The organism is Alteromonas sp. R7 (assembly GCF_055755235.1).
In genome coordinates this window covers 36,782-51,411 of sequence record NZ_JBVTQX010000006.1, presented here as the reverse complement: position 1 = coordinate 51,411, position 14,630 = coordinate 36,782, and the positions used below count along the sequence as shown (strand labels likewise).

The following is a 14,630-nucleotide window of genomic DNA, read 5'->3' as shown; positions in this document are numbered from 1 at the left end:
AGCAAGGTTTGTAATTATTGAGTTCTGATTTTGTCGCACCAACAGGGCCAATGCACGATACACTAGATAAAGGTGATAAACGACAGGTGGGAAGCGCATTCTAATGCCAGACAATCTTTTTGTCTCAGACATGGGGGCTTCAGAAAACTCAACAACTGCTGAGTCAGTGCTTTCAAAAGCAAGACTTAGCAGAGATCCTCGCTTTGACGGACGATTTTTTGTGGCGGTAAAAACAACCGGTATTTTCTGTAGGCCAATCTGTCCAGCGCGACTTCCTAAAGAAGAGAATGTGACTTACTTTCAACACGCCACACAGGCAATGGCACATGGTTATCGTCCATGTTTTCGCTGCAGACCAGACAGTGCACCTCGTTCAGCGGCGTGGAAAGGCGTGGGTGCAACGATTAACCGAGCGTTGTCGCTGCTATCTGTTATTCCCATTGAGCGCGTTGCGGATATTGCTATGCGGTTGGGTATTAGTGAGCGGTACCTAAATAAGTTGGTCGTCAATGCTGTGGGCATACCGCCTAAGCAGTTTCAAAATATGCAGCGCACTTTGTTTGCAAAGCAGCTTATTCAACAAACTCATTTATCTATGACAGATATCGCAATTACGGCAGGCTATCAATCACTGAGACAACTGCAGCGGGCCATAGAGCAATATTGCGCTACGTCTCCTACCCAGCTTAGAAAAAAAGAGCCGGTTCAACAAAAGGCTATCTCTTTTTTTCTTTCTTATCGGCCGCCGTACAATTGGCCCTATGTACGAGATTTCTTGGCAACTCGCGCTATTGAGGGCATGGAGCGAGTAACGAACGAGAGCTATGAACGATACTTTTCATGCAATGAAAGTTTAGGCTTTTTTAAAGCCATTCACGACGAGGCGCGCCACGGATTCAAACTTCTCATCGACATGCCTGATTTAGGTCGTCTTCATACGATAATTGAAAATATAAAGCAGGTACTAGATCTTCACGCTGACCCGATTTTAATTGAACAAAGCCTATTACAGTCTGGGTTACCGCCGAGCAAGTTAACGCCTGGGCTACGCCTTCCCAGTGCATGGAGCGTATTTGAAAGCGGCTGCCGGGCTATTGTAGGCCAGCAAGTTAGTGTAAAAGCGGCTATTGGCCAGGTGACTTTACTGGTACATCAGCTGGGCGAAACGGTATCTGATGCGCTCCCGTCAAACGGTCTTGAATCTATAACGAGTGAACGCTACAGCTTTCCCTCGCCTGAAAGTGTGGCCGAAAACAGTCTTGAATTCTTACGTATGCCACAGGCGAGAAAAGAGGCTGTACGTCACTTTGCTCGTTTATTCATAAACGGTAACATGCCAAGCCATGAAGACATACTCGCCATTAAAGGCGTGGGGCCGTGGACGCTCGACTATTTAAAAATGCGGGGGGAGAGAAACCCTGATATTTACCTTGGCGGTGATTTAATCGTTCGTAAAATGGCGCAGCAGTACCCCATAGCGCCTGAAAAAGCGGCACCTTGGCGCAGTTATTTAACCCTTCAATTGTGGCAGTTAAGCAATCAGTAAAGAGAGTCGTAAGTATGAAATATACAGATTTCGTGAACAGCATACAGGGGCTTGTTAAAGTTGAAGCCACTGATAAAGGCATAACGGCTATCGAGTTCGTGAGTGCCGCTGAATCAGATAATACGGCCAACGCAAAGCAGGGTGGTATAGGCAGAGAAACTGCAGCGCAAGAAAGCGTGCTAAGCAACGACTTTCATTCGCAAAAAAACGCCATCACCGAAGCAGCGTGCAGTCAGTTACAAGCATACTTTGACGGTACGTTACGCGAGTTTGACCTACCGCTTTGCCCTAAAGGTACGGCGTTTCAGAATCAGGTGTGGGATGCTTTGCAACACGTTAAATACGGCGAAACCGCTAGCTATTTAGATATCGCAAAAGCCATTGGCAACCCAAAAGCTGTCCGCGCCGTGGGTATGGCAAATGGTCGTAACCCTATTGCTATTGTTGTGCCTTGCCATCGTATAATCGGAAGTAATAAAACCCTAACGGGCTATGCAGGTGGTTTACCGCGTAAGCAGTATTTACTTAATTTAGAAGGAGCCCAAGGGGTGCTGGGGCTATAAAAGAATGGGTGATAAGAAAATGGTGATAAAAGAATGGCAATAAGAGACATTATCTCGCTGCTGGTGTTAGCCGGTATCTGGGGCGGTTCATTTATTTTCATGCGTGTTGCCGCACCAGAATTTGGTATTTATGTATTAGTAGCCATTCGTACCGTGCTTGCTACAGCGGTATTGCTACCATTGCTGTTAATACGAGGGTCGGTAAAAGACATAAAGCGCCACTGGTTGGCCATTGCGCTGGTGGGCATGGCTAACACGGCGGTGCCTTTCGTCCTGTTTAATTACAGCAGCCTGCATTTAGAGGCAGGCGTTAATGCCATTTTAAATGCCACGGCTCCCATGTTTGGCGCCATTGTCGCTTGGCTGTGGTTAGGTGACAAACTAACAAAGTCAGCAGTAGCGGGGCTTTTTGTAGGCTTTGTAGGCGTGACCGTTATTAGTCAGCAAAAGCTCGGCGAGGGCGATATTAGTTTTCTTCCTATTTTGACTGCATTGTTGGCCACCACTGGCTACGGCATAGCGGCGTGTATGATGAAGAAATGGTTGCAGGGGGTTAAACCTCTGGTTGTCGCTACAGGTAGTCAGGCTATGGCCAGCGTGATGCTAGCACCCTTCGCGCTTGCGACCTTGCCAGAAACAATGCCAAGCGTTAATGCATGGGTAAATGCGGTAGCGCTGGCTGTCGGTGGCACGGGCATAGCGTATATCTTGTATTTCAAACTCATAGCTGACATCGGCCCAGCCAAAGCCATTACTGTAGCTTACCTGGTACCACTATTTGGCATTATTTGGGGTGTACTGTTCTTGCAAGAGCACTTATCAATTCAAACCATTGTGGGTGGTTTAATGATTTTGTTCGGTGTGGCGTTAACCACAGGCGTTCTCAAAAGAAAACGCCTTAAGGTTAAACCTGCTTAGATTGAATCAAACCTGGGCTAGTCTATCAGCTGCATTCTTACTAAATTGCTGCCGTCGCGCTTGGCTTGATAAAGCGCGTCTTCCGCGTGCGCGGTTACTTCGTGCATAGCGCGCGGTGACGCGGTGTAAGATATACCAATAGACGCTGTAATAAGCAGTTCTGGTAACTCTTGTAGCGGCGGCAAGGTAGCGATGCCGTGACGAAGATTTTGTGCCATATCAAAAGCCACATGCGGGCCGGTATGTGGCAATAGAATAATGAATTCTGCACTGCTCCAGCGTCCCAGTACATCTTGCTCGCGCAAGTGCTCAGCCAAATACGCCACAACTTTATCTAATAAGTCGTCGCCTGCGTTTCTGCCGTGAGCGTCAACAATGTCAGAAAACTCATCAATGCTAATCAGCATTACGCTTAGTGACTTATGTTCAGCCAGTAGCGTTTTGTAGATAAGCTGTAAATTCTCTTTTTCTGGAAGACGGTTAGTATGGCGAACAACCAGATCTGGCTGCATGTCTTTTCTGAAGTAATACAACAGATTGTAGATAAGTAAAAACAGCGAGAATACAACAACCAGTAGTGTTACAACGCTGAATATAAATGCTTGTGAAATTTCAGCCTGGCGTTCTTCAAGTGGACTGAGTAAAAACACCGTCCAACCAAATTGATTAAGTTTTACTTCGGCAATAAGGTAATCATTCTGGTCGATCGTCACTAATTTATTGTTGAGTGCCTGCTCGTTCTGGATAGTAAGGGGAAGGCTGGCATACCAAGGCAATTCTGACAAATTGGTAAAATCAGAGTAAGACGCAATAAGATTAGGATCAGAAGACAGCATAATGTCACCCTCACCATCTACAAACAAAAAGTCGTAGCCGTACTCTTGCTTATAGGTATCGAAGACCTCGATAAAACTGCGCAGACTCTTTCCAACACCAAAGAAGCCCAAGAAGCGGCCATCTTCATCGTGGATCTTTATATCAATATAGAAATGGGTGTCTTCCCATTTACCGATATCTGCCACGGCATCGGTAGGGTAGTCCTTGTACTTGAAATACCAGCTTACTTCCCCTTCAATCAGGTTAATTATGCTGCCATCAGAATTATATTGTTTTCTGTCTGCCTCGCTGGCAATAAAGAAAGACAACCCAAACTCGTTTTCAAGACGATCCAATGTTTTGAAAACAGCCTCTTGGTCAATCGTTTCTCCATCCATCAAGTCTACTAACTCGGTGGAATGCCCCAAAGCTTCTGAAATATGGAGTGGTTTTAAAAGTTGCTCCACAATAAGTGAGATTGCGGGCGAAAGTGACTGTTGTTGCGCGCGACTCTGCTCGGCAACAATCTTGGAAATACTAAAATGTACCAGTGTAACGATAGCGATAACCACTACCGCGAATAACACTAAAATGCTTCTATGCAGTGTTCTAAATGTGTTCACAGACTGCGCATGCTCCCTTGCCTGACTGAACTTTACCTATAATGGTAAGTATACCTGTTGCAATATTGAACTACTAGGTGACTATCATTAACTTTAGACTAAATAACAATGAAGGAAAACACCTAGTTTTCGCACTCTGCAAATAGCTTTTGATCACGAATGAACCGCTGACATATGCTATTTCCTTGGTTACACTATGCTCCGATTTTTCATTCTCTTTGCGAAATAAAGGAATTATATGGCTTTCTCAGTGGTTGTTTTAGCGGCGGGTAAAGGTACTCGTATGAAATCATCGTTGCCCAAGGTGTTACACAAAGTAGGTGGTGTACCTATGGCGCAGCGAATTATCAACACAGTAAAATCACTGGGTGCTGACAATATTCATTTGGTCTACGGTCATGGCGGCGACCAGCTTAAGGCAACGGTTGTTGAAGATAATCTAAACTGGTGCTTACAGGCCGAACAGTTAGGTACAGGCCACGCTGTTCAGCAAGCGGCACCTCATATTAAAGACAATGAAGACGTGCTTGTTCTGGTTGGCGACGCGCCACTTATTCGCGAAGAGACACTAAGTGCGTTAAAAGCTGTGAAGGAAAGCTGTGATTTAGCACTGCTCACTGTAAATCTAGACGACCCCACAGGCATGGGCCGTATTATTCGTGAGAATGACAACATTACCGCGATAGTTGAGCACAAAGACGCCACTGATGCCCAGCGTGAAATTAAAGAAATTAACACCGGTATGATGATGATGTCTGGTGCTGATCTTAAGCGCTGGTTGGGCGAGTTAAGCAATGATAACGCGCAAGGTGAGTATTACCTTACCGACGTTATTGCCATGGCAGCGGCCGAAGGCAAGCGAATTCAGTCAGCACAGCCACAGTCTGCGGTAGAAGTGGAAGGCGTTAATAATCGTTTGCAGTTAGCTAACCTAGAGCGCGCGCTTCAGCGTCGCCAAGCCGAGGAGCTAATGACCAATGGCGTGACCTTGCTGGATCCTGCTCGTTTTGACTTACGCGGCCAGCTTGAAACCGGTAACGACGTAATTATCGACGTTAACGTTATTGTTGAAGGTAAGGTGACACTTGGTAGCAACGTCAACATTGGTGCAAACTGTATTCTGCGCAACTGTACTATTGCCGATAACGCTGTAATTGAAGCTAATTCTATTGTTGAAGAAGCCAGTGTAGGTGAAGCCTGTACGGTCGGGCCTTTCGCTCGACTACGCCCTGGTGCAGTAATGCAGAAAAATGCCAAAGTGGGTAACTTCGTGGAAATGAAGAAGGCTATTTTAGGCGAGGGCGCCAAAGCGAATCACTTAACCTACCTAGGCGATGCAGAAGTGGGTGCCAAAGCGAACATTGGCGCAGGCACAATTACCTGTAACTACGACGGTGTGAACAAGTCCAAAACCGTTATCGGCGACAATGCCTTTATCGGCTCAAACTCGTCGCTTGTCGCGCCTGTAAGCATTGGCAAAGGGGCTACCGTAGGTGCTGGTTCCGTGATTACGTCAACCGTAGACGAAGACGCGCTAGCCGTTGCCCGCGGTAAGCAGCGCAATATTCCAAATTGGCCGCGCCCGACCAAAAAATAAAGACGTATCCTTATTAAAGCTCGCTAACGGGTTACATGGTGAGATAGGGCTGGCAAACACAAATAGTGTTTAGCTAGCCCAGTTTCTTCTTCAGCCTCATCAAACTATCGCCCAGTCAGAAAGATGATAAAATCAGAGGGCTTAAATTAACGTCTACTGTGTCGCTGTAAACGCAACTCATTCAGCTATCTGTCTTCTAAATAATGAACTATCTAAGGTTTCCCCTATCTATCATTACTGATAGTGTGTGTTTACTTACCTCTTAATTCTCGTTACACAAGGATATGCGATGATATCTACACTTCTGGTTGGCTTTGGATTTTCCGCCACAACCTTTCATTTGCCATTTCTAAATTATCTACCGCAGTTCTCTGTCGATGTGGTTATCTCTTCAAAACCTGATGTGGTTAACGCAGTTTTACCCCATGCTGAAGTGTATGGCTCGTTGGAAGAAGCGCTTAAAATTCACGATGTAGATTTGGTGGTTATTACAACCCCAAATCACCTTCATGGGCCACAGGCGAAACTGGCATTAGAGCACAGCTGTCACGTATTGGTAGAAAAGCCATTTACATTAGATAGTGAAGAAGCAGAGGCTTTAGTAGAGCTTGCACATTCTCAAAATAAACAGCTTTGTGTTTATCACAACAGACGTTTTGATGGCGATTTTCTTACGATTAAGCAGCTAATTAACGATGAAAAACTTGGCGACATTAAACGTTTGGAAAGCCGCTTCGATCGATTTCGCCCAGTACCACGAGACAGGTGGCGTGAAAATGCAGGGCCAGGAAGCGGTATCTTCTGGGATTTAGGTCCCCACTTAATCGACCAAGCGCTACAGCTTTTCGGCGAGCCGGAAGAAGTGTCGGCAAACATACAGGTCTTGCGTGAAAATGGACAGTCAGATGACACGTTCGATGTAACACTTCACTATGTTGATAAAGTTGTAAAGCTAGGTAGTTCAGCTTTTCAGGCCAGCGCGACATTGCGCTACGACTTGCAAGGCACAAAAGGCAGCTTTCGAAAGTTCTATTTAGATCCGCAAGAAGATCAATTGCGTGCAGAGCTATCCTTTGATGATGAACACTGGGCGATTACAAAAGATAACGAGCATGGCGTGCTAGCTGTGGTCAATGAAAGCGGCCAGCTAGTTGAAGAGACGGTGACAACATTGAAGGGTGAATATCTCACGTTTTTCAATCGCCTTGCTCACGCTATTGAAGACGGTAAATTCTCGCCGGCTGACGCGAGTACGGTCGTACCTGTTATCAAAGTCATTGAGCTAGCCATAAAAGCGAGTGCTCAAAAGAAATCGCTGGCGTTTAATTAAACAATTACCTTGATCGTCGTTTCAATTTAACTTACGATGCTTTCACTTTAAAACTAATAACTTTCGTTTTGAAAGTTATGATTGAATGTTGAAGGTGTGTTTGCGGACTGTTTTGCAGACTTTTCATGGCTTGTTCTCAATTGGAACAACGCGTACAGAAAGGTTTAGCGAGAAGGCGGCAAGAGCATGAGGTTATATTGAAAAGTAGTAAATCGGTTGAACAGCGCCGCCAGCAGATAGTGGCGTGGGTGAAAGAGCATGGTCAATCTCAAGTTGAAGATTTGGCCGTGCGTTTTGCTACGTCTGAAGTCACCATTAGAAAAGATCTCGCAGCCCTTTCGCAGCAAGGTTTACTGATTCGACAGTTTGGTGGCGCAGTGCCTGTACCATCATCTACCAACTCAAATGCTGGGCCATCTCAGTTTATTACCAGTGACCCTTTCGCGAATTCAACTACTAGCCCAGCAATTAACGCTATAGGCCAACTTGCAGCGAGCTTGGTCAAACCGGGCAATAAGCTCGTTATAGACTGCGGGTCTACCACCGCATCCATCTTACCCCATTTATCACATGCCGATGATTTAGTGGTAATGACCAACACATTATCAACCGCCAATTACCTTACCCAAAGTGAAAAAGAGCCGACGGTGTTAATGGTAGGGGGCACATGGGATGCCCAATCTCAGTCGTTTCAAGGCGCTATGGCTGAACAGTTGGTTAGTGCCTATAGTTTTGACTTTGCGTTTATTGGTGCCGCGGGCATAGATGTCAATAGAGGCACCACCACCTTTAACGAGCTTATTGGTGTAACCCGCGCCATGGCTGTGGCGGCGAGTAAGGTGGTTATAGTAGCCAGCTCAAAGAAATTAACGCATAAAATGCCTAACCTAGAGCTAAGCTGGAAAAACATTTCTGTTTTGATCACTGATGAAGGCATTTGTGAACAAGACAAACTTAATATTGAAAATCAGGGCGTGACAGTACTTATTGCAGCGCCGAGTGGAGAATAATTATGTGTGGAATAGTTGGCGCTGTAGCTGAGCGTAACGTGGTTGAAATCCTATTAGAAGGTTTAAAAAGACTGGAGTATCGCGGCTATGATTCAGCTGGCGTAGCGCTATTGCAAGGCGACGGCACGCTTACGCGTATTCGCCGTACAGGCAAAGTACAAGAGCTTGCTGATGCGGTGGCAGAAGGTGAAGCTTTGGGTACAACTGGAATTGCTCATACCCGTTGGGCAACGCACGGTGGTGTGACTGAAGCGAATGCGCACCCACACTTTTCAACTGAACGTGTAGCTGTTGTTCACAATGGTATTATTGAAAACTACGTTAACTTAAAAGCACAGTTAAAAGAGCAGGGCTATACCTTTACCAGCGACACCGACACAGAAACTATTGCTCACACCGTACACGAAGAGCTTAAGTCAGGTAAGACTTTACTAGACGCTGTGCAAAGTGCCGTTAAAACCTTCCACGGTGCGTATGGCACCGTCATCATGGATAAAGAAGATCCTAGTCGCGTAGTGGTTGCACGTTCGGGCAGCCCGCTTGTAATTGGTTTGGGGCTTGGCGAAAACTTCATTGCGTCAGATCAAATGGCATTATTGCCAGTGACACGCCGCTTTATCTTTTTAGAAGAAGGCGATGTGGCAGAGATTACTCGTCGCGACGTTAAAATCTTCGATAAAGACGGCAATGCCGTTGAACGCGAAGTGATTGAGTCGAATATCGAGCACGACGCGGGTGACAAAGCGGGTTACCGCCACTACATGCTTAAGGAAATTCACGAGCAGCCAACCGTTGTTCGTAATGCGCTTAAAGATCGTATTGACGAAAACGGACTTACTGCTGACATATTTGGTAAAGGTGCTGACGAGATATTCAAAAAAGTACAGCATGTACAAATTATTGCCTGTGGTACCAGCTACCATGCGGGTATGACGGCGCGCTATTGGCTAGAACAATATGCAAATGTGTCGTGCAACGTAGAAATTGCATCAGAATTCCGTTACCGCAAGTCAGTAGTGCACCCAAACAGCCTGCTTATTACTATCTCTCAATCAGGTGAGACAGCCGATACGTTAGCTGCCCTTCGCTTAGCAAAAGAGCTGGGCTATATGTCTAGTTTGACTATCTGTAACGTTCAGGGTTCGTCATTAGTACGCGAGTCAGACCTTGCATTTATGACCCGCGCTGGCGCGGAAATTGGCGTTGCGTCTACCAAAGCTTTCACTACTCAGCTCACTGCGTTCTTAATGCTTACCCTAGCACTGGGCAAAGAAAACGGCATGACAGACGCTGACAGCAAAGCTATTGTCTCTGCGCTTCATAGTCTGCCTGCAAAGCTTGAAGAGACCTTAGCGATAACTGGTGGCATTGAAGATTTAGCTGAAGAATTTGCAGATAAGAACCACAGCTTGTTCCTAGGTCGTGGCGATCAATACCCTATTGCCATGGAAGGAGCGCTTAAGCTTAAAGAGATTTCTTATATTCATGCGGAAGCGTATGCGTCTGGTGAATTGAAACACGGCCCACTTGCGCTTATTGATGACGAAATGCCCGTTATTGTGGTTGCACCGAACAACGAACTCCTCGAGAAGCTAAAGTCGAACGTTGAAGAAGTACGTGCCCGTGGCGGCATCATGTACGTATTTGCGGATAAAGATGCGGCGTTTGAAGGTGATGAAACCATGCGCGTTATCAACGTACCGCACTGCGACGAACCAATCGCACCTATCATTTATACCTTGCCACTACAGCTTTTGAGCTACTACGTAGCGCTAATTAAGGGCACCGACGTTGACCAGCCGCGTAACTTGGCGAAGTCGGTTACGGTGGAATAAAGCACACAGCTGAAGCACTTATTCGTGCTCACAAACAAAGCCTGCGGCTGACAAAAGCGCAGGCTTTTTTGTTTTCAATAGGCGATTATTGGCTGCTAATTAAGTGGCTTTTCTGCAAGCCCATGACTCACTATTATTTCACTTCTCTTTCCACCACTCTCACTTTATCGATAAACCTTCTCCATCCGTCTTACTTTGTCAGGTAAGGCAGTTGTAAAACGAGGAGTAAGGTCATACCTATAAGTCATACCAAGTTTCAAAATTGCGAGGCAACATGGCTATTCCATACTCACTGCTAGATTTAGCGCCAATATCTGAAGGGTTTGGCGTAAAAGACGCGTTAAACAATTCAAAGTTAATGGCTGTGGAAGCTGAGCGCTGTGGCTATGAACGTGTGTGGTTAGCCGAGCATCACGGCATGCATGGTGTTGCCAGTTCTGCCACCTCAGTAGTGTTAACGCACATTGCTAACGCCACCGCTACCATTAAAGTTGGTGCGGGCGGTATTATGCTGCCTAACCATGCACCTTTGGTCATTGCTGAACAGTTTGGCACCTTGGCTGAATTATTTCCCAATCGCATAGAGCTTGGACTTGGCCGTGCACCAGGCACTGATATGGCAACCGCACGCGCGCTTCGTCGTAATTTGCAAAGCGATGTGGACAGTTACCCAGAAGATATTCAAGAACTTCAGCACTACTTGGGTACACCGCAAGACGGGCAGCCAATTGTTGCAGTACCTGGGGCGAATACACACGTCCCCCTGTGGTTGCTTGGCTCTAGCTTATACAGTGCCCAAGTGGCGGCAAAGATGGGGCTGCCATATTCGTTCGCCTCGCATTTTGCGCCCGATGCGCTATTCGATGCGCTTCATGTGTACCGCAATATGTTCAAACCGTCGCCTCAGTTATCAGCGCCAAAAGCGATGGCTGGTGTAATGGTGGTGATTGCTGAAACCGATGAAGAGGCTGAACTCCTATTCACGTCAGTGAAGCAGCAATTTATGAACATGCGACGTGGTCTTAATAGGCCTTTCGCTAAGCCTATGCCTAACTTTGACGAATATTGTACGGCGACTGACGAAGCAATGTTATCGAATGTATTGAGGTATGCGTTGGTAGGGTCGAAAGAAACGGTGCAAAACAAGCTAGCTCAGTTTGTTGAAGCGACGGATGTTGATGAAATTATCGTGTCGATGCCGATTTACGATATAGAAGCGCGCCTGTTTAGTGTTAACGCATTTGCGGAAATCGCATCTTAGTTTTAAGAAAGCTATTCCCAGTATTGAATATTTGGTTATAACTTCCACTATGAATGACCTTCGAATAACTTTATGATACGTCTATATGTGCGTATTTTCAGTTAGTTGTGTTAGGTTCACAGTCATGACAAAGGTCTGGTTTTCCCTTCTTTTAGCTTTATCATCTTTGATGTGGGGCGCTAGTGCTGCTTTTGCGAAAGAAACCCTGGACCTAATTGTTCTTGAAACACTGCCTGTTCCCATTGTCGCTGATTCGCGGGCCGAGTTCGAAAAGGAACTTGCGCGGATTATGCCCGATCACGAGATTAACGTAACATCGTATAACGCCGAAGGCTCTGAAGTTCGTGCTAAGGAGATACTTACCGAGCTTGCACAAAACCCAGCGCCTGACCTTATTGTATCGGTGGCGACCCTTGCCACCAGAGCGCTGAATGCGTCTGAAGAGTTTGTTGATGTACCTAAGCTGTTTATGGCGGTCTCAGCACCGGTTGAAGAAGGAATAGTTTCTGCTATTGGTGCGGTTAGTGAACGCAACATGACGGGCGAGTCACACGTGCTAGACGCAAAGGTAAAGCTAGATATGTTAGAGGGCGTGCTCAGAGCGTCTAAGCCCTCATCGCTTTTTACCATCGGTCTAGTCCATTCTACATACCCATCGTCAAGTAACTTGGTTAATCAACTTCTGGCACTGAATGGTGACTACGAGAACATAAATCTTGTTGCTGTTAGTACACCGTATATAGAAGGCGATGATGGACTGGTTGAAATGACTGACAGCATCATCAACAGCTTGCAGCAAAAAACAAACGAGCTGGATGGTTACTGGCTTTCATCTGGGCCGCTCGCGGAATCGAATGGCTTAGTAACAAAGGTAAAGGAAGCTACGGGACTGCTTCCTTTATTCGCAGAAAGCATTTCCTCTGTGAAAGAAGGAGCGCTTCTTGGCGTAGTATCTGAGCCAGCGAGTATTGGCAAATCAGCTGCAAGAAAAGCCAAGCTAATTCTTGAGAAAAAATCGGCGAGGGACATTCCCGTTGATAAAATGGATACGTACACTGTAGCGGTAAATGTGTCTACAGCAATCAAACTGCAGTTGCCCATTCCTTCAAACTACTTGAAGCTGTCGAAAAAACATGTGTATCAATAAGGCCTAATTAGAAGTAAGTATGCGGATTAAATCGAAACTGCTGGTTATCTACATTCCAATTTTATTAATTGGTATGGCACTTACTGGGTATTGGGCTTATTTGACGGCGTACGATTCAGTACGCGAAAGAGAATATCAGCTCCTCACTCAGACGCTTACATTAAACGTTTTAGAGATCATTGACGAAAGACGTGAACTGCTTATTGAGTCGGGCCTAGAGAATGTGCCTGTGTTTCGCGAGGCCTATCAAAAGGAAGTGTTTGAAGAGTTAAAGTCGTTGCAGCAAGCCACCGACCGCCACTTTGCGATCAGTGACAAGAGTGCCGATACTGTGGTGTTTAGTACGATGGAGCACACTGTGGTTCCTAATGTCGAAGATGCGACAATCGCAACCATTGCCAGTCGTAAGGTCGCCTTTGGTGAGTCGAATATTAACGATGCTGACGTGTTATTTGCGTGTGCGGAATTTGCGCCATGGAATTGGAAAGTTACCGTATTACAGCCTGCTGACGCACTGCAATCTTTCCTATCTACTATTGCGTGGCTAACGTCATTAGTGACGCTATTTGCTGTCGTTATTGTCAGTTTGCTTATGGGAAGAGTCACACAGGTGTTTGTTGTTTCTCCTATCGAAAAAATAAAATCAGCAGCAAGTCGCATTGCGGTTGACCATAAGAAGGTCAGTATAGACTTACAGCAAAACGACGAGTTAGGTAGTTTAGCGCGAGACGTTGAGGCAATGTCTGGTGAAATAGAGCAATACGTTGCTCAAGCTCAGCAAGCAAACCGCGCAAAAACGGATTTTCTTGCAGTAATGAGCCACGAAATTCGCACCCCACTGAACGGTATTCAGGGATTAGCAACGCTACTTCTTGATACGCAACTGTCGGATAAACAGCATCAGTATGCCAGCGATTTGAAATCATCGGCGTCTATTCTAGCGACCGTTATCAACGATGTTCTGGATCTCTCAAAAATTGAATCAGGTATGTCAGAAGTTGACGTTACAGAGTTCGATCTTGACGCAATGCTGAATGACCTTATTACGCTACTGGGTACCAATGCTAGCGCCAATAGTACGCGTTTGGTTTACAAAAGTAAGAACATGGAATCGGTGGCAGTAACCAGTGATATTACGAAGTTACGCCAGATAATCATTAACTTGGTGAGTAACGCAATTAAGTTTACTCATAAGGGCACGGTGACTATTTCCGCCAAACTCAAACAGCCTTCACAGGATACCGTGAGCGAGAACCATTTGGTAATTGCGGTTAAAGATACCGGTATTGGTATTGAGCCAGACAGACTCGAGCATATTTTTGATAAGTTTACGCAGTCCGATTCATCAATTACGCGTAAATACGGTGGCACTGGGCTAGGTCTTGCTATTGCAAAGCAGCTTGCACAAATATTAGGTGGTGATATTAAGGTGGTGAGCAAAGTAGGTGAAGGTTCATGTTTCACCGTTACCGCCAAGGTGCAGAGTCGTCGCGTGGTGGAGTCGTCGGCCGATTCGGATTCCGCGCGACAAGCAGAGCGCGCTAGCTTACCAGAAGGTATTAAAGTTCTGTTGGCTGAAGATAATGCCATTAATGCTGTGGTAGCACAGGCACTCTTAGAACAGCTGAAATGTGATGTTGAGCACGTTGATAATGGATTGAAAGCCGCTGCACGAGTAGAAGAGGGCGGTATTGATGTTGTTTTCATGGATGTGCACATGCCAGTGATGGACGGCATTGAAGCGACAAAACGCATTCGAAAGCTTGATGGAGAGCTTAGCAAAATCCCGGTTATAGGGCTTACCGCCGAAGCATTCAAAGAGCGGCACGTGTCATTTAAAGAAGCGGGGATGGACGACATCGTTACCAAACCTGTCACCGTTGAGGCACTGCAAGAAAGTTTGTCAAAACTGGCGCTTAATCAAGAAGTCACTGATAATAGTTAAAGTGATGCAGCTTCAGTAATTTGAAGTTGTAAGAGCCCG

Annotated in this window: 11 protein-coding genes; 10 read left to right on the top strand and 1 reads right to left on the bottom strand. The window is 46.0% G+C overall.

The features are described from left to right. Positions 1 to 103 precede the first annotated feature (103 nt). Genes AC0J2X_RS11125 through AC0J2X_RS11115 form a run of 3 tightly spaced genes read left to right on the top strand, consistent with a single transcriptional unit; the run spans position 104 to position 3,027 of the window. A complete protein-coding gene (locus AC0J2X_RS11125; protein WP_342324272.1) occupies positions 104 to 1,546 on the top strand; it encodes a DNA-3-methyladenine glycosylase 2 family protein in 1,443 nt (480 codons plus the stop codon). A 14-nt stretch (positions 1,547 to 1,560) separates the two neighbouring features. Beyond that, a complete protein-coding gene (locus AC0J2X_RS11120) occupies positions 1,561 to 2,109 on the top strand; it encodes a methylated-DNA--[protein]-cysteine S-methyltransferase (RefSeq protein WP_014951240.1) in 549 nt (182 codons plus the stop codon). A gap of 33 nt (positions 2,110 to 2,142) precedes the next feature. Continuing rightward, a complete protein-coding gene (locus AC0J2X_RS11115) occupies positions 2,143 to 3,027 on the top strand; it encodes a DMT family transporter (protein ID WP_014951239.1) in 885 nt (294 codons plus the stop codon). 17 nt (positions 3,028 to 3,044) lie between these two features. Here the strand turns inward: AC0J2X_RS11115 and AC0J2X_RS11110 are convergent, their stop codons facing one another. Next, positions 3,045 to 4,466: a sensor domain-containing diguanylate cyclase gene (locus tag AC0J2X_RS11110; RefSeq protein ID WP_014977725.1), complete on the bottom strand. Its 1,422-nt coding sequence runs from the start codon at positions 4,464 to 4,466 to the stop codon at positions 3,045 to 3,047. A 238-nt stretch (positions 4,467 to 4,704) separates the two neighbouring features. Between AC0J2X_RS11110 and glmU the strand changes: the two genes are divergently transcribed. The 7 genes from glmU to AC0J2X_RS11075 all read left to right on the top strand — a co-directional run bounded on the left by glmU (position 4,705) and on the right by AC0J2X_RS11075 (position 14,591). After that, positions 4,705 to 6,063, top strand: coding sequence for a bifunctional UDP-N-acetylglucosamine diphosphorylase/glucosamine-1-phosphate N-acetyltransferase GlmU (gene glmU / locus AC0J2X_RS11105; RefSeq protein ID WP_472996046.1), 1,359 nt, complete (start codon positions 4,705 to 4,707; stop codon positions 6,061 to 6,063). Positions 6,064 to 6,352: 289 nt separating this feature from the next. Next, positions 6,353 to 7,393: a Gfo/Idh/MocA family oxidoreductase gene (locus AC0J2X_RS11100; RefSeq protein ID WP_014951236.1), complete on the top strand. Its 1,041-nt coding sequence runs from the start codon at positions 6,353 to 6,355 to the stop codon at positions 7,391 to 7,393. A gap of 197 nt (positions 7,394 to 7,590) precedes the next feature. Beyond that, positions 7,591 to 8,403, top strand: a complete 813-nt coding sequence (locus AC0J2X_RS11095) for a DeoR/GlpR family DNA-binding transcription regulator (protein WP_014977723.1) — start codon at positions 7,591 to 7,593, stop codon at positions 8,401 to 8,403. A 2-nt stretch (positions 8,404 to 8,405) separates the two neighbouring features. Continuing rightward, the gene (glmS, locus tag AC0J2X_RS11090) at positions 8,406 to 10,238 is read left to right on the top strand and encodes a glutamine--fructose-6-phosphate transaminase (isomerizing) (protein ID WP_014951234.1); all 1,833 of its coding nucleotides are present in this window, start codon (positions 8,406 to 8,408) and stop codon (positions 10,236 to 10,238) included. 274 nt (positions 10,239 to 10,512) lie between these two features. Continuing rightward, on the top strand, positions 10,513 to 11,499 hold the full coding sequence (locus tag AC0J2X_RS11085) for an LLM class flavin-dependent oxidoreductase (protein WP_014951203.1): 987 nt from the start codon (positions 10,513 to 10,515) through the stop codon (positions 11,497 to 11,499). Positions 11,500 to 11,623: 124 nt separating this feature from the next. Then, complete coding sequence (locus AC0J2X_RS11080) at positions 11,624 to 12,646, top strand: ABC transporter substrate-binding protein (RefSeq protein ID WP_014951202.1); 1,023 nt, start codon at positions 11,624 to 11,626, stop codon at positions 12,644 to 12,646. Between the two features lie 19 nt (positions 12,647 to 12,665). Next, complete coding sequence (locus AC0J2X_RS11075; protein ID WP_014951201.1) at positions 12,666 to 14,591, top strand: ATP-binding protein; 1,926 nt, start codon at positions 12,666 to 12,668, stop codon at positions 14,589 to 14,591. Positions 14,592 to 14,630: the final 39 nt, after the last annotated feature.

Bases quoted from the DNA above. Each gene is read 5' to 3' on its own strand.
- AC0J2X_RS11120 (WP_014951240.1), top strand. From the start codon at position 1,561: ATGAAATATACAGATTTCGTGAACAGCATACAGGGGCTTGTTAAAGTT.
- AC0J2X_RS11100 (WP_014951236.1), top strand. From the start codon at position 6,353: ATGATATCTACACTTCTGGTTGGCTTTGGATTTTCCGCCACAACCTTT.
- glmU (WP_472996046.1), top strand. From the start codon at position 4,705: ATGGCTTTCTCAGTGGTTGTTTTAGCGGCGGGTAAAGGTACTCGTATG.
- glmS (WP_014951234.1), top strand. From the start codon at position 8,406: ATGTGTGGAATAGTTGGCGCTGTAGCTGAGCGTAACGTGGTTGAAATC.
- AC0J2X_RS11080 (WP_014951202.1), top strand. From the start codon at position 11,624: ATGACAAAGGTCTGGTTTTCCCTTCTTTTAGCTTTATCATCTTTGATG.
- AC0J2X_RS11085 (WP_014951203.1), top strand. From the start codon at position 10,513: ATGGCTATTCCATACTCACTGCTAGATTTAGCGCCAATATCTGAAGGG.
- AC0J2X_RS11125 (WP_342324272.1), top strand. From the start codon at position 104: ATGCCAGACAATCTTTTTGTCTCAGACATGGGGGCTTCAGAAAACTCA.
- AC0J2X_RS11115 (WP_014951239.1), top strand. From the start codon at position 2,143: ATGGCAATAAGAGACATTATCTCGCTGCTGGTGTTAGCCGGTATCTGG.
- AC0J2X_RS11075 (WP_014951201.1), top strand. From the start codon at position 12,666: ATGCGGATTAAATCGAAACTGCTGGTTATCTACATTCCAATTTTATTA.